The following is an 18,631-nucleotide window of genomic DNA, read 5'->3' as shown; positions in this document are numbered from 1 at the left end:
TGGTGCTGACGGTGTCAGGCAAGGGGGCTGCCCTCCAGGGAAGCGGTGACCGGGGACGGGGTGCCGGAGGCCGTGCGGGCCGACGCGGCAGGCCGCTGTCCCGGGGTCCCCGCGTCGAGCCGCCGGTAGAGGTAATAGGCCGCGCAGGCGCCCTCGCTGGACACCATCGTGGCGCCGAGCGGGGAGCGGGGCGTGCAGGTGGTGCCGAACGCCTCGCACTCGTTCGGTTTCAGCAGGCCCTGGAGGACTTCGCCGCTGCGGCATTCGGCGGGCTCGCGGGTGTCGATCCCCTCGACGGCGAAGCGGTGTTCGGCGTCGTGGTCCCGGTAGCGTTCGGACAGGCGCCAGCCGCTGTCCGGGATGACGCCGATGCCTCGCCAGGCCCGGTCGGTGACCTCGAAGACGTCGCTCAGCATCGCCTGTGCCGCCGGATTGCCCTCGGCCGTCACGGCGCGCTGATAGGCGTTCTCGACCGTGTGCTCGCCCTGCTCCAGCTGCAGCACGGTCCTGCGTACGCCTTCCAGGATGTCCAGCGGCTCGAATCCGGTGACCACGATCGGCACCTGGTGGCGTCGCGCGAGCTCCGGGTACTCGGCCGTGCCCATCACGCTGCAGACGTGGCCGGCGGCGAGGAAACCCTGGACGCGGCACTCAGGTGACCGCATGATCGCGTCGATCGCCGGGGGGACGCGGACGTGGGACACGAGCAGGCTGAAGTTGCGGATGTTCAGCTTGCGCGCCTGATGGACCGTCATCGCGTTGGGCGGCGCCGTGGTCTCGAAGCCGATGCCGAAGAAGACCACCTCCCGGTCGGGGTTCTGCTCGGCGATCCGCAGCGCGTCCAGAGGCGAGTAGACCACCCTGACGTCGCCGCCCTGCCCGCGGACCTGGAACAGGTCGCGGCCCGTGCCGGGGACGCGGAGCATGTCGCCGAAGGAACAGAAGATCACCCCTGGCCGGGAAGCGATCTCCAGGGCCTTGTCGATCATCTCCAGCGGAGTGACGCAGACCGGACAGCCCGGGCCGTGGATCAGCTCGATCTCGGGCGGCAGGAGCTGGTCGATGCCGTGCCGGATGATGCTGTGGGTCTGGCCGCCACAGACTTCCATCAGGGCCCAGGGGCGCGTCACCGTCGCGCGGATCTCGTCGAGCAGCCGGCCCGCCAGGTCCGGGTTCTGGAACTCGTCGATGTACTTCACGGCCGTACCTCCCCGCCGACGCCGTCCTGCGCCTGCCACGCGCCGCCCGCGGCCTCGGCGGCCTCCCACGGGTCTCCGAACTCCTCCTGGAGCAGGCCCAGGGTCTCGAACAACTCCAGCGTCCGCCGGGCCGACTCCTCGTCGAGCTTCTGGAGGGCGAAGCCCACGTGCACGATGGCGTACTCACCGGGCTTCAGGTCCGGCAGGTACTCCAGGCACACCTCCTTGACCACGCCGCCGAAGTCGACCGTGGCCATCCGGGTGCCGTCCCGGACCTCGACGTCCAGCACTTTTCCGGGTACCGCCAGGCACATGGGTGTCTCCTCAGTTTCGCTCTCGTCGTGGTGTGCCGGGGGCCGCCCCGTCCGTGATCCGGGCGGCCACGACGAGCTGGCCCAGAGCCAGCCCGCCGTCGTTCGGCGGGATCTGACGGTGGCGCAGGACGGTGAAGCCGTCCTCCCGCAGTCCTTCGGCGCAGGCCGAGGAGAGCACCGTGTTGGCGAACACTCCCCCCGTCAGGGCGACGGTCTCCACGCCGGTCTCGTCGCGGGCGGCGGCGCAGACCACACGCACCCATCGGGCCACGGCCCGATGGAACCGCGCCGCGACGACGGCTGCGGGGGTCCCGTCCAGCACATCGGCGACCACCGCCGCCAGAAGGAGGGCGGGGTCGGCGGTGAGCGGGGCACCGGTCCGCGTCGAGCCGAGCCGGAAGGCGTAGCGTGCGTCCTCGGCCACGGCGGGTGCGCGCAGGGCCGCGGCCTCCAGCTCGATCGCGGCCTGCGCCTCGTATCCCGCGTGCTGGCAGATCCCCACGATCGAGGAGACGGCGTCGAAGAGGCGCCCCATGCTGGAGGTGGGCACACAGTTCAGCTCGCGCTCCAACTGCCTTTCCAGCAGGGGTAGTTCTCCGGGCTCACAGGCTCGCGTGCAGGGCAGTGCCCGGTCGGCGGCGAGGCCCGCGGCCCGCAGGTGGGACAGAGCCATGCGGTACGGCCGGCGTACGGCCGCGTCACCACCCGGCAGGGGTACGTAGGCCAGGTGCGCGAACCGTCGGAACCCGGCGTAGTCCGCGAGAAGGAACTCACCGCCCCACACGGCGCCGTCGAGTCCGTGGCCGGTGCCGTCGAAGGCCACGCCGATCACGGGACGCGTGCCGTCGAGACCGTTCTCGGCCATCGCCGCCGCGACGTGCGCGTGGTGGTGTTGTACGGGGACGACGGGCCGTCCCGCCGCGTGTTCGCGGGCCCAGCGGGTGGACCGGTAGGCGGGGTGGCGGTCGGCGGCGAGCAGTCCGGGCCGTACGCCCGTCACGGACTCGAGCCGACGCTCGGCGGAGGCGAGGGCGAGCTGGGTGGCGAGGTCGTCCATGTCCCCGATGTGGGCGGAGAGCCATGCCTGACGTCCGGCGCCGAGACAGAAGGTGTTCTTCAGGTCGCCTCCGACGGCGAGGGCGGGAGCGACGTCGACGGGCAGCATGACCGGCAGCGGTGCGTAGCCCCGGGAGCGGCGCAGCGTCAGCTGTTGGCCGTCGCAGACGCGGACGACGGAGTCGTCGCAGGGCACATGGATCGGTCGGTCGTGCAGCAGCCAGGCGTCCGCCAGTCCGGCGAGCCTGGTCAGCGCCTCCGCGTCGTCCGTGACGATGGGTTCGCCCGCGAGATTGCCGCTGGTCATCACCAGCAGGCGGGGCCCTTCCCGGTCCGCCGAGCCGAGGCCGAGGAGGAGGTGGTGGACCGGGGTGTACGGGAGCATGAAGCCGAGGTCCGGGCTGCCCGGGGCCACCGCCCGCGCCGGCGCGGCCCCGTGGCGCGGCCGGGCGTCGTCGCGGCGGCGCAGCAGGACGACGGGCCGGACGCGGCCGGTGAGGAGTTCGCGTTCCAGCGTGCCGAGGTGGACGAGGGGTTCGATGTCGGCGAGGTCCGCGGCCATCATCGCGAACGGTTTGTCACCGCGCGCCTTGCGGCGGCGCAGTTCGGCCACGGCGTCGGGGTTCGTCGCGTCGCAGGCCAGGTGGTAGCCGCCGAGGCCTTTGACGGCGAGGATCGCGCCGGAGGCGAGCATCCTGCGCGCGGCGGCGACCGGGGCGTCGCCGGGGTCGGGGGCGAGGCGAGCATCCGGCCCGGGGCCGGAGGGGGCCGGACGGTCCGGCGCCGTGACCAGCCGCAGCCGGGGGCCGCAGCGGGGGCAGGCGACGGGCTGCGCGTGGAAGCGCCGGTCGGCCGGGTCCGCGTACTCCCGGGCGCAGTCCGGACACATCGGGAAGCCGGCCATGGTGGTGTGGACCCGGTCGTACGGCAGTCCCGTGACGATCGTGAACCGCGGGCCGCAGTTGGTGCAGGTGATGAAGGGGTGCAGATACCGCCGGTCGGCCGGGTCGGCGAGCTCCGCGAGGCAGTCGTCGCAGGTGGCCGTGTCCGGCGGGACGAGGGTGCGGACGGCGCCGCCCCGGCGGGAGGGCACGATCGTGAATCCGCTGCCGCCGCTCGCGGTCACCTCGGCCGTCTCGACCGACTCCACCCGGGCCATGGGCGGGGCGTCGGGCGCGAGACGGGCGCAGAAGGAGGCGACGTCCTCGGGTGCTCCCTCGACCTCCGCGACGACGCCGTCCGCCGTGTTGGTGACGTGACCGGAAAGACGCAGCCCGGTGGCGAGGGCGTAGACGAAGGGCCGGAAGCCCACGCCCTGCACGACACCGCGGACGACGACACGGCTGCGCCGCGGGACCGTGGCGGGTGCGGGTCCGGGTCGCGCCGTGCTCACGCGCCGGCCCGGGCCATCACCGGGGTGTGGACGTGGTTCCCCTCGGTCGCCGCGAGGGCCCGGTCGAGCAGTGCTCCGGCGCCCCGCCCGTCACGCACCGAGCTGAGGACGACCTCGACCCCGGGGTTGACCTGCTGCACGTGGGCGCGGAAGGCCGTCTCGTCGAACTCCGCCGCCTCGGCCATGTCGGTCTTGGTGATGATCACCAGCTGGGCGAGGCCGAACGCGGTGGGGTACTTGAGCGGCTTGTCCTCCCCTTCGGTGACCGAGGCGAGCACCACGCGGAGGGACTCCCCCAGGTCGTAGCCGGCGGGACAGACGAGGTTGCCGACGTTCTCGACGAACAGCAGCCGGGTGGACTCGGGCAGCCAGTCGTGCAGGTGCCGGGCGACCATGTCGGCCTCCAGGTGGCAGAGGCCGTCGGTGAGCACCTGCTTGACGGGGGCGCCCGAGCGGGCCAGACGACGGGCGTCGTTCTCCGTGGCCAGGTCGGCGGTGAGCGCGGCGGCGGCGACGCCCCGTTCGCCGGCGAGGCGCAGTTCACGCTCAAGGAGGGCGGTCTTGCCGCTTCCGGGGCTGGAGAGCAGGTTGACCACCGTGGTGCCGCGGGAGGTCAGTTCGGTACGCAGGATCTGTGCCGCGGCCTCGTTCTTGGCGAGGACGGCGCGCTGGAGATCGACGGCTCGGCACATGCTCAGGTCTCCTCGGTGATCGGTTGACGACGTTCTTCGCGTGCCGCCTCGGGGCCGGCCCAGCGGACCTCCCGGATCTGGAGTTCACGGCCGGAGACCAGTTCGTCGGCTGCGCCGCCGCAGCCGGGGCAGAGCAGCCGGGGCGGCATGCCGACCGTCCAGTCCTCGGCGCACGGTGCGCAGCGCGCGGTGCCCGGGACGGTACGGGTGATCAGCTCGGCGCCCTCGACGACGGTTCCGGCGCAGGCGAGTTCGAAGCAGAAGGCGAGGGCGTCGGCGACGACGCCGGCCAGCTCGCCCACGTCCAGCTCGATGCTGCTGACACCGACGGCCCCGCGGGACTTCGCCGCGGCCTCGACCTGGTCGACGACGGCGACCGCGAGGGACATCTCGTGCATCGGTCTCCGTCCTGGCGCGGGTGGGTCTCGGGCGCCATTAGAGGCCGGGCGGCGGCGGAGTTCCGCCCGGCGCGCCGGGACCGCACGGCGGTGTCGTCCGTTCGGTGCAGCCGCCACCGCCGGACCCGCCGGCGCGTCACATCCTGCTGATGCGCAGATAGCGCCGGAGGTCGGGGAGGACTCCGACGACGACGGCCACGACGGCCAGGGCGGCGGTGGCGGCGACTGCGGCGCCGAGGACGTTCCTGTGCATGGTGCTCTCCGTTTCGGTCTTCATACGACGGCTTCCTGGCGGACCAGTTCGGTCACCATGCGCACCGCCTCGGGCACGGCCGCGGCGACCTGCGGGCTGAGCCCGATGCCCTCGTCGAGGCAGGCCGGTTCGCAGCCGACGACGAGGATCCGCCGTGGCGGCGCGGCCCCGGTTCCCGCGCACAGGGTGTCGAGCAGGGCGAGGACGGCGTCGGGCGTCATCCGGTGGCCGTCGAGCGGCGCGGGCTCCGTGCCGCGGCCGCGGTCGTCGGGCGCCGAGGCGTCGATCAGATAGAGCGTCCCGGGTTCACCGCCGCGGGCGGTGACGTCGACGAGGACGAGGGTGTCCCAGCCGTCGAGGAGTTCGTAGGCGAGATGGACGCCCCGGACCCCGACGTCGGTCAGTTCGACGGAGGCGGGGAGTTCCTCGCGGGTGAGCCGCCGCAGGGTCTCCACGCCGAAGCCGTCGTCGCCGAGGAAGATGTTGCCCACCCCGGCCACGAGGGTGCGGCCCGTGCCGGGCGTCCGGGCCTCGGGCGCGGGGCCGTTCACACGTCCTCCAGGGCTTCGACCTCGTCCGGCTGGAAGTAGAGGAACCGGCCCTGTTCGCGGCGGATGTCGGCGCCCGGGTCGTCCTCCACGGTCACCGCGAGGTGGACTCCGCCGTCGACGTCGTGGAGGACGGCCTCGACCAGGGCGCTGCGCCCGTCGAGGAACAGGTCCTGGGCGTCCGTGCGGCGCAGCCGGGGGCGCAGGAGGACCCTGCTGCCCGCGCGGACCGCGCGCCCGTCGACGAGGACGTGGTCGCTGCCCGGATCGACAGTGGTGTCGCCGCCCGGGTCCCACCAGGGCGTCTCCGGTTCGAGGAGGTCTCCGGCCGGCTTCGCGGGGCCGGTGACGCTCTGGAGACTCCGTACGGCTCCGTGCAGGCGTTCGAGGACCTCGGGCGGCATGGTGTCCGCCAGCTCGATCACCGCCGCCGCGCGGGCGTCGGTCCCCCTGGCCTCGCGCTTCTCCTCGTCGGTGAGGGCCGCCGTGCGCAGGGCGAGGATCTCGTCGATCTCGGTCGCGTCGTAGAGGGCGCCGGGGCTCTCGGGCGCGATGGCCGGGTGGTCCTCCAGGATGATCGGCGAGGAGAGCATCAGGTCGTCGCGTCCGGGTTCGCCTGCGAGGACGGGCCAGGTGTGCAGGTTGCGGCAGGCGGCGACGGCGCCCCTGGCCCACTCCGGCGGGTCGGTCATCGACAGGAACGAGCCGCCGTCGATGCGGAGCAGCGTGTGGGCGGCGACGAGGGAGTAAGGCAGTGCCGCGTGGCGGTCGGTGTCCCGCTCGGCGGTCCAGTCGCTGGTGTTCTCCACCGTGACCGAGAGGCGCTCGACGCGGTACGGGCCGTCGAGTTCGGCCGCCGAGATCCGCAGGGCGCCGCGGATCTCCTCGCGGCGGCGTACGAGCCGGCCGAGGACGCGTCCGTCGGCGTCGGTGACCTCCTCCGTCTCCTCGGCGGCGGGGCGGGTGAAGGGCAGGGCGGTGCCGTCGCCCCGCAGTTCGGCGACGGGGACGACGAGGGTGACGCGCTCCTCGACGCCTTCGTCCCAGGCCACCAGGACCCGGTCGGCCAGCCGGAGTTCGCCGGTCGGTGCGAAGGTCCCGTCCTCACGGAGTTCCTCGACGGTGCGCCGCTGGGCCCGCAGGAAGCGGACCTCCACGGCGAGTTCGGCGTCGGCCTTGGGCTCCATGAGGCATTCGGTGAGCTGGAAGTCGTGCTCCTCGGCGGCGGCGCTCCAGGAGGGCGGCACCAGGACCCCGAACTGCCAGCGGAGCCGGTTCTTCGCGGCGGACGCACGGTACGGGTAGAGGACGTACCCCTCGAAGAGGACGGCGTCGGCGACGTGCCGGGCGACGGCGAACCGCGCCTCGGTGCCGGGGGTGAAGGCGACGGTGGTCATCGTGTCCTCTCCCCCGCCGCTTCGAGCAGGGACTCGACGGTGGCCTCCCACGACGGGAGGGCCCGGCGCGAGCGGTAGGCGAGCAGGGCGTCCATCGCGTCGCCCGGGAGCCTGATCCATCCGCAGCCGGGGAAGTGCTGGTCGATCATCTCGCGCCACACCTTCACGGGCATGCGGTGGGAGACCTCCTTGTCCCAGGGGACGGGCTCGACGTGGAAGCCGCCGGCGCCGGTGAAGGCGGTGCCGGAGAAGAGCAGGAGCAGCGGGACGTCGCCGTCGGAGAGCGCCCGGAAGTAGCGGGACGCGGCGATGTCGGTGTCGTAGGTGCACGGCACGACGAGGTCGGTCTCGATCTCGCCGGTGAAGCCGGGCACCATGACGGAGGCCTGGGCGAACTGGATCGGGTTGAGGCTGCTGCCCCACCGGGAGCGTTCGCCGAAGAGGTCGGCCAGGGCCGCGGCCTCGTGGTCGTCGTAGCCGCGCCGGGCGGGTTCGACACGGATCTGGCAGCGCAGGGCCATGGCGTGGACCCGGGTGCCGCCGGTGGCGGTGATCCGCAGCCGGAACACGAGCGTGGGTCCGGCCGCGTAGGCGTCGGCGCGGACGTCGGTGCAGCCGAAGGAGAACTCGGTCACGGCCGGCTCCCCTGCGGCTCGCGGGCCAGGCCGCGGACGTGGGCGAAGAGGGCGTCGAGGTCCGCCCGCGCCTCCGCGCCTCCGTCGAAGCCCTGCCAGTGCAGTCGCATGCGGCCCACCAGTTCGTAGCAGAGGTCGATCGGCACGAGGAAGCACTCGGTGCGGCCCTCGTGCCGGCGCAGCAGCAGGGCCTCGACGTCGGGTTCGAGGTGGGCGGCGAGCCGGGTGGCGTCGAGGACGGACCGCCAGGCGTCCTCCTCCAGCTCGCTCTCGGTGGCGCCGGCGGGGCTCGGGTAGAGCACCACCGGCCGGTCGAGGGCGGAGTTGCGGAAGAAGAACGCGACCGAGACCGGGATCCGCAGCGACTCCCAGGCCCGGTCGTCGATCCGGTGTCCCGGGTCGCTCAGGAAGCGGCCGGGGACCGCCCGGAACCGCCCCGGGGAGGCGGCGGAGCGGTCCATGAGCTGCGCGCACGGGCCGCAGGCGCAGACCAGGGCCCGCTTGTCCGTGTCGACGAGATGCGGGTGGCGCTCCTCGGCCGCCAGCGGGGCGCCGCAGAGTTCGCAGCGCTCCTCGCGGGGTGGGCGGGGAGTGGTGAACCGGCGCAGGCCGGTGGGCGCCGGGGGCCGCACGGCGCTGTTCGGCGGCCCGTTCACAGGGCGGCCGATGAGCGGTGGTCCGCGCCCGCGAGCGACGGACGGGTGCCGATCTGCAGCAGCGCCGGTTCGCGCGGGGCGCGGCTCTCCAGCTCCACACCGGTCACCTCGGGGGCGAAGCAGGCGAGGGCGTCCACGGCCGCCTGCCGGACGGACTCCTGGGTGCCGGAGCAGCCGCAGCCGGTCGAGGCGGCGACCCGCAGCCGCAGCACGCCCGTCGCCGGGTCGAATCCGGCGTTCTCCACGGGCTGCGGCAGGGCGGCCAGGGCGCGGTCGATACGGGTCGCCGCGTCCTCGGGGTGCAGTCCGTGCAGGTTGAGGAGGCTCGCGACGAGTTCGTCCGCGAGCAGCGGGCCCAGCGGGTCGGCGGGTGGACGGGCGGCGGGGCGGCCCAGGAGCTCGACGACGCGGGCGATGCCGCTGCCGTAGAACTCCATGAGGACGCGTACGACTTCCTCCGCGGCCGCGCAGGCCTCGGCGTCGCCGTTCTCGGCCAGCCGGTCCAGGACCTCCTCGACCCGTCGGCCCGCCTGTTCGGCGGTGGTCGCGCTCATCCGGCCAGACCGCTCAGGCCGGTGGGCACGTGCATCTGCTTCACGGTCCTGCCGTCGCCCGTGTACATGTGGACGCCGCACGGCAGGCAGGGGTCGAAGCTGCGCACGGCGCGCATGATGTCGATGCCCTTGAAGTTCTCGGGCGTGTTCTCCTCGAAAATCGGGGTGTTCTGCACCGCGTCCTCGTACGGACCGGGGGTCCCGAACGTGTCCCGCGTGGAGGCGTTCCACGGCGTCGGCGGATAGGGGTGGTAGTTGGCGATCTTGCCGTCCCTGATGACCATGTGGTGCGAGAGGACGCCCCGTACGGCCTCGGTGAAGCCGACACCGATGGACTCGTCCGGCACGTCGAACTTCTCCCACGTCTGCGTGCGTCCGGCGCGGACCTCCTCCAGGCCCTTCTCGGCGCAGTGCAGGGCGACGGCGGCCGCGTACGCCTGGAAGTAGGTCCGGGCGCGGTTGCGCTCCAGGGCGTTGCTCCACTTCGGGATCTTCCACTCGAAGGTGGTCTCCGGCTTGGTCATCGTCCGGGGGAGGTTGATCACGACGCTGTGCCCGGTGGCCTTGACGTAGCCGATGTCGACGAGGCCGGAGAGCGCGGTGGACCACAGGCGCGCGATGGGGCCGCCGCCGGTGTCCAGTGCCAGGTGGTCCTTGCCGTCGAACCAGCGCGGGGACATGACCCAGCTGTACTTGTCGTCGAAGTTCCGCTTCTGCGGGGCCGGGATGGTGTGCTGGTTCCACGGGTGGCGCGGGTCGACCGGGTTGCCCAGGGGATCGTGGGTGACGAACTGCTCCTGGCCCTGCCAGTCCTCGTAGTACGAGCTGCCGAGCAGGATGCGGATGCCGAGGTTGATCTCGGTGAGGTCGTTGGTCACCAGCTTGCCGTCGACGACGACACCGGGGGTGACGAACATCCGCCGGCCCCAGTCGGTCATGTTGGCGTAGGTGAAGTCGCAGTACTCGGGGTCGTTGAGCGCGCCCCAGCAGCCGAGCAGCACACGGCGGCGGCCGACCTCCTCGTAGCCGGGCAGCGCCTCGTAGAAGAAGTCGAAGAGGTCGTCGTGGAGCGGGACGACCCGCTTCATGAACTCCACGTAGCGCATGAGGCGGCTCATGTAGTCGGTGAAGAGCTGCACGGACGCGACCGTGCCGACGCCGCCGGGGTAGAGGGTGGAGGGATGGACGTGCCGCCCCTCCATGAGACAGAACATCTCCCGGGTGTAGCGGCTGACCTGGAGCGCCTCGCGGTAGAACTCGCCTTCGAGGGGGTTGAGGGAGCGCATGATGTCCGCGATCGTGCGGTAGCCGTGCTCGGCGGCGTGCGGCGCCTCGGTGCGTTCGGCCAGTTCCAGGACGCCGGGGTTGGTCTCGCGGACCATCTTCTCGCAGTAGTCGACCCCGACCAGGTTCTCCTGGAAGATGTTGTGGTCGAACATGTACTCCGCGGACTCGCCGAGGTTGATGATCCACTCGCCCAGGTGCGGGGGCTTCACGCCGTACGCCATGTTCTGCGCGTACACGGAGCAGGTCGCGTGGTTGTCACCGCAGATGCCGCAGATGCGGCTGGTGATGAAGTGCGCGTCGCGGGGGTCCTTGCCCCGCATGAAGACGCTGTAGCCGCGGAAGACGGAGGACGTGCTGTAGCACTCCGCGACGCGCTTCTGCTTGAAATCGATCTTCGTGTGGATTCCGAGGCTGCCCACGATCCGGGTGATGGGGTCCCAGGCCATCTCCACAAGGCCGGAGCCGTCACCCGTCGTCTTCGCCGGAGATGCCATGGTCGCTGCGGTGCCCTTCGTCAACTCTTCGTCTACGCGAACAGTGGGTTGGATGGGGGGGTCTTGCGGGGTGGCGCGATGGCGGTAACGGTCACCAGGGCGGCCGGTAGCCGGTGGTGATGCGCTCGCCGGTGTGCCGCCACTTCGGCTCCTTGTCCACGGTCTTGGACGTCATGCCCCGGAGCCGGCGGATCACCGAGCCGTACACACCGCTGGCGGAGACGGAGACCCTGGCACCGGGAGGTTCGTCCATGAACGGCATGAACTTGTCCGGGAATCCGGGCATCGTGCACGCGATGCAGATGCCGCCGACGTTCGGGCAGCCGCCGACACCGTTCATCCAGCCGCGCTTGGGGACGTTGCACTTGACGACGGGGCCCCAGCAACCGAGCTTGACGAGGCACTTGGGCGAGTCGTACGTCGAGGCGAACTGGCCCTGCTCGTAGTAGCCGGCCCGGTCGCAGCCCTCGTGCACGGTCGCCCCGAACAGCCAGTTCGGACGGAGCTTGTCGTCCAGCGGGATCATCGGCGCGGAGCCGACCGCCTGATAGAGCAGGTAGGTCAGCGTCTCCGCGAAGTTGTCCGGCTGGATGGGACAGCCGGGCACGCACACGATGGGGATGCCGGCGTGCGACTTCCAGTCCCAGCCGAGATAGTCCGGGAGGCCCATGGCGCCGGTCGGGTTCCCCGCCATGGCGTGGATGCCGCCGTACGTGGCGCAGGTGCCGATCGCGACCACCGCGAGGGCCTTGGGTGCCAGCCGGTCGACCCACTCGCTGGTGGTGATGGGCTGACCGGTCTCCGGGTCGTCGCCGAAGCCGCACCAGTAGCCCTCCTGCTTGATGGCCTCGTTCGGGATCGATCCCTCCACGACCAGCACGAACGGGTCGATCTCGCCCCGCTCCCCCTTGAAGAACCACTCGATGAACGTGTCGGCGCCGCCCACCGGACCGCACTCGAAGTCGATCAGTGGCCAGTGGACCGCGATCCTGGGCAGCCCTGGCAGCCCCGCGAGGGCGATCTCCTCGATGCTGGGCTGCATGGCGGCGGTCAGGGCCACCGAGTCTCCGTCACAGCTCAGACCCGCGTTGATCCAGAGGATGTGGATCGGCTTCTCTTCGCTGCCGGGTGCGGCACCCTGGTCCTCGACCGGGGCCGGTTTCACTGCGCTCATGGGTCGCCTCCTGAGGAGGGATGGGGCGAAGGCCTCATGTCGGGCCTAGGTCTTGCTTAACAGTCGGCCGATGCGCCCGCGCCCGCACCTGGGCCGTTCGGGAGCGGCGCTCGGGGGGCCTCCTTCCGGACGAAGGCCCGGCGCCGCGCGTGGTAGCTCGCGGCGGGATCGTCGAAGATCGTCCGCATCCGGGAGAGCTCCCGCTCACGATGGGCCGCAAGGGGAGAGACGGACTCCCGGCGCTCGTGCTCCGCCTTCTTCGCCGCGATCCGCGGCTGGAGACCGCCACGGGATGCCAGACGGAGGGCCAATCGGGTGACCTCGGCGGCGAACTCCCCGGGTCCGCAGTCCACGACCCGGTCGACCAGACCCATGTCGAGCGATGCGGCCGCGGACACCGGCCGGGCCTCTTCGGTGAGGCGCGCGGCCACGGCCTCGCCCACCTTCCCGGGCAGGGTGCGGGTCCAGTACTCCGATCCGTACAGACCCATGCGCCGGTAGTGCGGATTGAGCACCGAACCCGAACGGCACCAGACCTCGTCGGCGGCGAGGGCGAGCATCACCCCGCCGGCGGCGGCGTTGCCGCCGATCGCGCTCACGACGAGCCGGTCGGTCGTGGTGAGAACCGCCTCGACCAGGTCGTTCATGGCATTGATGTTGGCCCAGGACTCGGCGGCGGGGTCGGCGGCGGCCTCGATGACGTTCAGATGGATGCCGTTGGAGAAGAAGTCGCGCTGCCCGCCGAGCAGCAGGACGGAGGTGGGACGCCCACGGGCGGTCTCGTACGCGTCAAGCAGGCGGCGGCACTGGTCGGTGCTCATCGCCCCGCCGGGGAACGCGAAGGACAGGACGCCGACCGGCCCCTGTTCGCGGTACGAGATGTCGGTCCAGGTCCGCCGGCCCGGCGCCGGGTCGACGGGTGCCGGCAGCTCGGGGAGCTCCGGGAGCCGGCCCGCGAGGGCCAGGGTGGCGGGGAGCTTGCAGGCACGCGGCCTGCCGGGGCCGGTGCGGGCACGGAGTTCGGGGATCCACACCGCGCCGTCCACGGTGGCGCGGCAGACCGCGCCCGCCCTGGTGGCAAGCAGAGCACCGGGCCGCCCGCGCAGACCGTCCTCCGCGTGGCCGCCGTGCAGGAACCACTCGGCGCCGAGCAGCCGGTCCGGTACGCCGGGCTGCGAGTCGGCGGCGCGCAGGGTGCGCAGAACGGTCCCGGTGGTGTCCTCGTCCCACGAGATCCGGCGCTCCTCTTGGCGGAGAGCGGGTCGGGCGCGGATCTCGCCGGTCTGCGGACGCGGTGTCGCCCCGGCGGCGACCCTCTCGACGGCGCGGAGCACGGCGGCCACGGCGGCGTCGGACAGCTCGTTGCGGTACAGATCGCTCTTGCCGACCTCCGGCACGCGGAAGGTCGCGGAAGCCCAGACGTCGCCGGCGTCCATCTCCTCGTCGGCCTGGAGGACGGTGACGCCCCACTCCTCGACCCCGTCGTGGATCGCGTGGTCCAGCGAGGACGGGCCGCGGTCGCCCACGGGCCCCGGGTGCACGATCAGGCAACGGTGCGCCGTCCACACGTCGCGGGGCACGACGGCCTTCAACAGGGGCGCCACGACCAGATCCGGCGCGTGGCGCGCCACGGCCTCGCGCACGGCGGCACCGTCGGGGGTGACCTCCACGGGAACGGTGTGCCCGCGGTCGCGCAGCTCGACCAGGACACGCTGGGTGAGGCTGTTGAAGCTGCTGGCGACGAGCAGGATGCGCATGGACGGCCTTTCCGGGTCGCGGGGGGCGGTGCGGTCCTGGGAACCGCGGACCACCGACCGCCTGCGATCATCGGGCAGCCCGAGGAGGTCGGCAGGGCGACGGAGCCCGCACCTCACCCGTACGAGGTGGGCGTCCGGCCGAGTGGCGGCGTGATCGCCGCAGCGCGCCGCCAGGAGACGCGCCCTGTGTCTCGTGGGAAAATCAGAGTCGTACGGGTACGCGCATGCATGCCCCTCGCACGGACAGGCAGGTCGACTCATGGCCGAGAATCCGAAGTCCTCCAGGCCCTCGCGCGGCGAGCCGAGCCGCGACGGTATGGCCGGACAGCACGGCTGGTCCCCTGATGTGGACGAGACACGACAGCAGGAGAATCCGAGCGCTTCGCGTTCCTTCCATCCCGAGAAGCACGCGCCCCCGCCCGGCAAGGGGCGGAAGACCGCCAAGGAGGAAGAACGGAACGTCCCCGGCGACACCGTTCACAGCGACACGGCCCGAGGCGAGAAGCGAGGCCGCTCGTCGGAGAAGGGCATGCGCGACACCGGCCGAAGGGGCCGGACCCAGCGCCCCAGCGGCACGAAGGACGACTCGGCGTTCACCGGCGTGAACCCGGACGACGACTCCTCCGGCCCCCGCCCGGGCTGACGCGCCACCGAGAAAGCTCGGCTTCTTCTGGAGGCAGCGCCCCGAACGCGCCCCGAACGGCCGAAACGGCCCGCCGGAGAAACCGGCGGACCGTCACGAAGGATCGAGGCCAAAGGCTCGCTTGCCGCCCGCAGGGGCTTACATGCCCTTGAACGGGTGTCTGTACCCCGCGCCCCGCGCCCGGCGTCAGCCGGCCAGTTCCGCGTGGGCCGCGGCCACGGCGTTGCTGTTACGGGTACGGGTGCCGTTCAGCTTGTCCTGGTGCTCGGCGATCTGCGCCTTCTGGATCTTCGACTCCTCGGCGAACCACACCGCGACCAGACCCGTCTTCGCCTTGCAGTCGATCTCCGCCAGTGCGACGGCGATCTCCTCCTGCGACGCGGGCCCGCCTTCCACGCGCGGCGCGATCTCCGCCGCCTCGAACGGGGTGGGGGCCGTGTAGCCCGCGGCCTTCATGCACTGCGACCAGCCGGCCAGGGCCTGCTTCACGGCCGGGGCCTGCATGGACTCGGTGAAGCTGTTTCCGTTCAGCTCGGAGACGAACGTCAGGTCTTCGGGCGTGGGCTGCGTCAGCTTGCCCTTCGCCCACCCGAAACAACCACCCTTGTGGATCTTCTTGCCCTTGTAGGACGCGGGGGCGGAGTCGGCGGCCCAGGCCGCACCGGGCGTGTTCGCCATGGTGGGCTTGGAGTGCCCGGTCAGCACCTGAACCTGTTCGTCGGTCAGCTCCGGCATCTTCTGCCGCACCTGGCGGGTCAGCGCCTCGGGCAGCCCGTACCCGTACTGGGCAGCAGCCTGCCTGTCGGTGAGCCCGTATCTGCGCTCCATGTTGGCGTCGTTGTCGTTCGGCGGCGGAGTCGTACCGGCCAGCGGCAGCTCGATGGAGAAGCCGTATTCGGCCATGCACTTCTCCTGGAGATTCCGCGACGCCTGGTCCAGGGCCACGGTGTCCTGGTAGGTCTGCATGTACGTCTCCAGCGGCAGGTTCAAGCCCTTGGCCAGACCCCGCTCCGGGGTCGCCTTGGGCCAGTTCGCCTTGTCCACCATCGGCTTGTTCTCCGCCACCGGCGTGGTGCCGACGTCGGTCGCGGTCCCCGCGCCGCATCCGGTGAGCAGGGCGGTCGCCGCCGCCATGGTCGCGGCAGCGAGGCCCGCGCGCTTGTTCCAGGTCATGAGTGATGTTCCGATCTGCGAGAGCGATGGCAAGGGGCGGTGGCTCAGGCGAAGTGCTGCGACGCGTTCTCGTTCTTGAGCGCCGAGATCAGGTTGGTGAGATTGCAGTCGCCCCAGGGCTCGTTGTGGGCGAAGTACTGCGAGGTGCCGCCGTAGCCCGAGTTGTAGTACACGCGGTAGTTGTCGGCGTAGGAGCAGTTCTGCACCGAGGCCGCATTGTTCTTCACGTACTGCCAGGCGCCGTTGCCGTTCCCGTTGAACACGTAGCGGTACGTCGTCAGGGTCGACCCCTGGTACTGGCTCGTTCCCCAGTAATCGGAGACGTTCCCGTAGAAGGCGGCCCAGCTGGTGATGTAGCGGCCATCCTTGATGGCGTACTCCTTGGAGTTGTACAGCAGCCAGAGGTCGCCTTCGGAACACGTGATCCACGGAACATCGCAGTTGCTGGTGACCGAGTATTCGGCGGCGTGCGCCGGTGTGGCGGTGACCAGCAGCCCGATGCCGGCAGCGAGAGCGGTGAATGCGGCGGATATCTTGGCTCGAACCGAAGTGTTCTTCATGTGGTGCATTTCCTTCCCCAATGGCGGGCAAGCCCTTTTCCGTGCGGTCGCTTCCGGGCGAGGTCAGCCCGTCTGCGCCGCCGAGGCGAGTGTGCGGATGACGGACAGATCGGCATACAGGTTGTTGCCGGGGCACTCGGTCGGGTAGCCGTCGCGGTGGCCCGAGATCCGGTTCAGGGTGACCCTCTGGCCCTTGGTGTACTTGCCGTTGTCGGCGGCCGCGGTGAGGACGACGGTGCCGGCGGCGTCGTAGCCGTACAGACCGAGCTTCCAGGCGGCGACCCCGGCCACCGCGTCGAGCACGGGCTGCGAGGAGATCGCTTCGTTGTAGTTGCCGAGGACGGCGACGCCGGTGGTGTCCGTGTTGAAGCCATAGGTCTGCGCGCCGAGGACCGGCTTGTCGATGCCGCCCGCGCGACCCTCGAAGACGGTGCCGCACTTGTCGACGAGGAACTGGTAGCCGATGTCGTTCCAGCCCTGGCTCTGCACGTGGTATAGGAAGATCGCGCGGATGATGTCCGGGGACTGGTCGCAGGTGTAGTCGTTGGTGCCGGCGGTGTGGTGGGCGAACACCACCTTGGTGTCGGTGGTGTACGTCGGCGGGTCCTTCACCAGCGACTCGTCGGCATTCCAGCCGGAACGCGGGATGACAGCAGGCTGCGGAGCCGTGCTCGCCGTGGCCGTGGCCGTCGTCGTAGCGGTTGTGGCGGCGTACGACGTGGCCGAGGCCGCGACCGTCTCCGGGTCCACCAGCTCCACCCGCAGCCCGGCGGGCAGCTTCGACAGCTTTCCGTGCTGCCCGGTCACCCGGACCTGGACACCGTCGGACGGCCCGGTCCACAGCGGCTGGGTTCCGGCACGCACCCTGCCGGTTTCGGTGGCGGTCCCCACCTCGGGCGTACGCACGTCGAGTTCGAGCTCACGCCAGCCGGACCAGACACCGGTGACGCTGTCGCGGGTACGGACCTGCGCCGTTCCGCCGAGCTCAGCGCGCGGGTCGGTCCAGGTGACGCCGAGCATGCTGAACGGCGCGGTGCTCCGAGCGGACAGCGCGCGCTGGGCGGGGTCGGAACCCTGCAGCGCGATGCTGCGCACTCCGGCCGGAATCTGCGCCGCCGGCGCCACCGGGGAGGTGAGACCGAGGGTCGCAAGGGTGACGGCAGTGGCCGCCACGACCCGGGCCGTACGCCGGAAACGGAAATGGTGCGGGGTCACTGGGCTCCTTCAGGGGCTGCGGATGATTCGGGGGTGGGGAGTTCACTGCCGCACGTGGTCCTACCGAAGGCCCCGGTGGCAATGGCGCGTTGGACGTGCTCTGTCGATGGAAATTCACCGGGGTTATACATCATCGGATTCAACGAATGCCAGGCAGTGGAGAAGTCGGACATGGCACCCCCGATCACCCTCACTCGGCCAGGGAAATGCCCCATATGCGTGATCAGTTGACGAACCATCAACTCCGTGTTGCAGAATCCCCCCGCCGCGATCAGTCGCCTCTGGCCAGGCCATTCCGCGAACGGAAGATGGCCTGGTTTGGCATGCCTTGAGGCGCTCCGGTCGAGGCGAGATCCACCGTGACCGGCGCGGAGCACCCGCGCCGGCGCGTCGGCATGCCCATTTCGCCAAGCGCGCGATGGGCTCCGATGAAGGGAATGGCGTGAAAGTCAGATACGGGCGGGCGATAGCCTGCCTCGTGGTTGCGGCGGTCGCCGGAGCCATGCTGCCGCAAGTCGCTTATGCGGCACCGGTTTCGCATGACGGCGGCGAGGGTGCCTTCGATGCCTTCGCCGACTGGTTCTCGGACGACGAGGGCGAGTCGGGCGGGCCGGAGGAGCCGACTACCGGTGGTGCCCCGGTGCTGCCGTCCCGGGAGAAGTTGCCGAAGGGCAAGGCGGCGCCGAAGGCGAAGCGTGTCGCTGAGCTGATCGGGAAGCGGACGGCGAACGCCCGGTACTGGCAGCTGTCCGACGGCCGTGTGCAGGCCGAGGTGTCGGCCGTGCCGACCGGGTACCGGGCGGGGAAGTCCTGGAAGGACATCGACCCGACGGTCGTTCCGTCCGATGCCCAGGGTTTCGCTTTCGCCAACACGACGAACGCGGCTTCCAGTTGGTTCGGCTCGGATGCCGAGCGGCTGCTGCGATTCCAGGCCGGTGGTCACGCGGTGACGCTCGGGCTGAAGAGCGCGGGCAAGCTCGCGCCGGTGGCCAAGGGCGACACGGTCACGTACAAGGACGCGGTGTCCGGTGCGGATCTGTTGTACGTGGTCGGTCCGGGGCGCGTGAAGGAGAACATCGTCCTGGGCGCGAAGCCGTCCGGTCCGGTGTCCTTCACCTTCACCCTGGATGCCGGTGGCCTGACGCCGAAGCAGAACAAGGACGGCTCGGTCTCCTTCTTCGGTGAGGGCGCGGACCCGGTCCTCGTCATCCCCGCCGCGTTCATGACCGATGC

Annotated in this window: 19 protein-coding genes; 2 read left to right on the top strand and 17 right to left on the bottom strand. The window is 71.2% G+C overall.

Annotation, left to right across the window (positions count from 1 at the left end):
* Window positions 1-14 precede the first annotated feature (14 nt).
* The 14 genes from hypD to ACWGN5_RS27860 form a co-directional block, all read right to left on the bottom strand.
* Window positions 15-1,199 (bottom strand): hydrogenase formation protein HypD, encoded by a 1,185-nt coding sequence (hypD, locus tag ACWGN5_RS27925; RefSeq protein ID WP_453520111.1) that lies wholly within the window; start codon window positions 1,197-1,199, stop codon window positions 15-17.
* On the bottom strand, window positions 1,196-1,513 hold the full coding sequence (locus ACWGN5_RS27920) for a HypC/HybG/HupF family hydrogenase formation chaperone (RefSeq protein WP_453520109.1): 318 nt from the start codon (window positions 1,511-1,513) through the stop codon (window positions 1,196-1,198). Before ACWGN5_RS27920 ends, hypD begins: the two co-directional genes overlap by 4 nt.
* A 10-nt stretch (window positions 1,514-1,523) precedes the next feature.
* Window positions 1,524-3,962 carry a carbamoyltransferase HypF gene (hypF, locus tag ACWGN5_RS27915; protein ID WP_453520106.1) on the bottom strand — a complete coding sequence of 813 codons (2,439 nt, stop codon included), beginning with the start codon at window positions 3,960-3,962 and terminating at the stop codon, window positions 1,524-1,526.
* Window positions 3,959-4,654: a hydrogenase nickel incorporation protein HypB gene (gene hypB, locus ACWGN5_RS27910; protein WP_453520103.1), complete on the bottom strand. Its 696-nt coding sequence runs from the start codon at window positions 4,652-4,654 to the stop codon at window positions 3,959-3,961. Before hypB ends, hypF begins: the two co-directional genes overlap by 4 nt.
* 2 nt (window positions 4,655-4,656) lie before the next feature.
* Window positions 4,657-5,052, bottom strand: coding sequence for a hydrogenase maturation nickel metallochaperone HypA (hypA, locus tag ACWGN5_RS27905; protein WP_453520102.1), 396 nt, complete (start codon window positions 5,050-5,052; stop codon window positions 4,657-4,659).
* 136 nt (window positions 5,053-5,188) lie between these two features.
* Window positions 5,189-5,329, bottom strand: coding sequence for a DUF6893 family small protein (locus ACWGN5_RS27900; RefSeq protein WP_351179957.1), 141 nt, complete (start codon window positions 5,327-5,329; stop codon window positions 5,189-5,191).
* Window positions 5,326-5,856, bottom strand: a complete 531-nt coding sequence (locus tag ACWGN5_RS27895; protein ID WP_453520099.1) for a hydrogenase maturation protease — start codon at window positions 5,854-5,856, stop codon at window positions 5,326-5,328. The genes ACWGN5_RS27900 and ACWGN5_RS27895 overlap by 4 nt, the downstream gene beginning before the upstream one ends.
* Entirely contained in the window at window positions 5,853-7,250 is a 1,398-nt protein-coding gene (locus ACWGN5_RS27890; protein ID WP_453520096.1) for a hypothetical protein, read from the bottom strand. Before ACWGN5_RS27890 ends, ACWGN5_RS27895 begins: the two co-directional genes overlap by 4 nt.
* On the bottom strand, window positions 7,247-7,885 hold the full coding sequence (locus tag ACWGN5_RS27885; protein ID WP_453520093.1) for a DUF6084 family protein: 639 nt from the start codon (window positions 7,883-7,885) through the stop codon (window positions 7,247-7,249). The genes ACWGN5_RS27890 and ACWGN5_RS27885 overlap by 4 nt, the downstream gene beginning before the upstream one ends.
* Window positions 7,882-8,541: a DUF5947 family protein gene (locus tag ACWGN5_RS27880; protein ID WP_391098766.1), complete on the bottom strand. Its 660-nt coding sequence runs from the start codon at window positions 8,539-8,541 to the stop codon at window positions 7,882-7,884. Before ACWGN5_RS27880 ends, ACWGN5_RS27885 begins: the two co-directional genes overlap by 4 nt.
* Window positions 8,538-9,095 carry a hypothetical protein gene (locus ACWGN5_RS27875; protein WP_453520091.1) on the bottom strand — a complete coding sequence of 186 codons (558 nt, stop codon included), beginning with the start codon at window positions 9,093-9,095 and terminating at the stop codon, window positions 8,538-8,540. The genes ACWGN5_RS27880 and ACWGN5_RS27875 overlap by 4 nt, the downstream gene beginning before the upstream one ends.
* Window positions 9,092-10,876, bottom strand: coding sequence for a nickel-dependent hydrogenase large subunit (locus tag ACWGN5_RS27870; RefSeq protein WP_453520089.1), 1,785 nt, complete (start codon window positions 10,874-10,876; stop codon window positions 9,092-9,094). Before ACWGN5_RS27870 ends, ACWGN5_RS27875 begins: the two co-directional genes overlap by 4 nt.
* Before the next feature lie 91 nt (window positions 10,877-10,967).
* On the bottom strand, window positions 10,968-12,050 hold the full coding sequence (locus tag ACWGN5_RS27865; protein ID WP_453520087.1) for an NADH-quinone oxidoreductase subunit B family protein: 1,083 nt from the start codon (window positions 12,048-12,050) through the stop codon (window positions 10,968-10,970).
* 56 nt (window positions 12,051-12,106) lie between these two features.
* Window positions 12,107-13,807 carry an enoyl-CoA hydratase-related protein gene (locus ACWGN5_RS27860; protein WP_453520084.1) on the bottom strand — a complete coding sequence of 567 codons (1,701 nt, stop codon included), beginning with the start codon at window positions 13,805-13,807 and terminating at the stop codon, window positions 12,107-12,109.
* Between the two features lie 259 nt (window positions 13,808-14,066).
* Between ACWGN5_RS27860 and ACWGN5_RS27855 the strand changes: the two genes are divergently transcribed.
* Entirely contained in the window at window positions 14,067-14,450 is a 384-nt protein-coding gene (locus tag ACWGN5_RS27855; protein ID WP_453520082.1) for a hypothetical protein, read from the top strand.
* 186 nt (window positions 14,451-14,636) lie between these two features.
* Here the strand turns inward: ACWGN5_RS27855 and ACWGN5_RS27850 are convergent, their stop codons facing one another.
* The 3 genes from ACWGN5_RS27850 to ACWGN5_RS27840 form a co-directional block, all read right to left on the bottom strand.
* Window positions 14,637-15,623 carry a hypothetical protein gene (locus ACWGN5_RS27850; RefSeq protein ID WP_453520079.1) on the bottom strand — a complete coding sequence of 329 codons (987 nt, stop codon included), beginning with the start codon at window positions 15,621-15,623 and terminating at the stop codon, window positions 14,637-14,639.
* Window positions 15,624-15,667: 44 nt separating this feature from the next.
* Window positions 15,668-16,183: a hypothetical protein gene (locus ACWGN5_RS27845; RefSeq protein WP_453520077.1), complete on the bottom strand. Its 516-nt coding sequence runs from the start codon at window positions 16,181-16,183 to the stop codon at window positions 15,668-15,670.
* 63 nt (window positions 16,184-16,246) lie between these two features.
* Window positions 16,247-17,398, bottom strand: coding sequence for a peptidoglycan recognition protein family protein (locus ACWGN5_RS27840; RefSeq protein WP_453520075.1), 1,152 nt, complete (start codon window positions 17,396-17,398; stop codon window positions 16,247-16,249).
* A gap of 478 nt (window positions 17,399-17,876) precedes the next feature.
* On the opposite strand from ACWGN5_RS27840, the gene ACWGN5_RS27835 reads away from it, so the two are divergent.
* Window positions 17,877-18,631, top strand: a 755-nt coding sequence (locus ACWGN5_RS27835; RefSeq protein ID WP_453520072.1) for a hypothetical protein, incomplete at its 3' end; no start/stop codon positions are given.

The organism is Streptomyces sp. NPDC055815, assembly GCF_053616475.1.
This window is presented reverse-complemented; position numbering and strand designations above follow the sequence as displayed.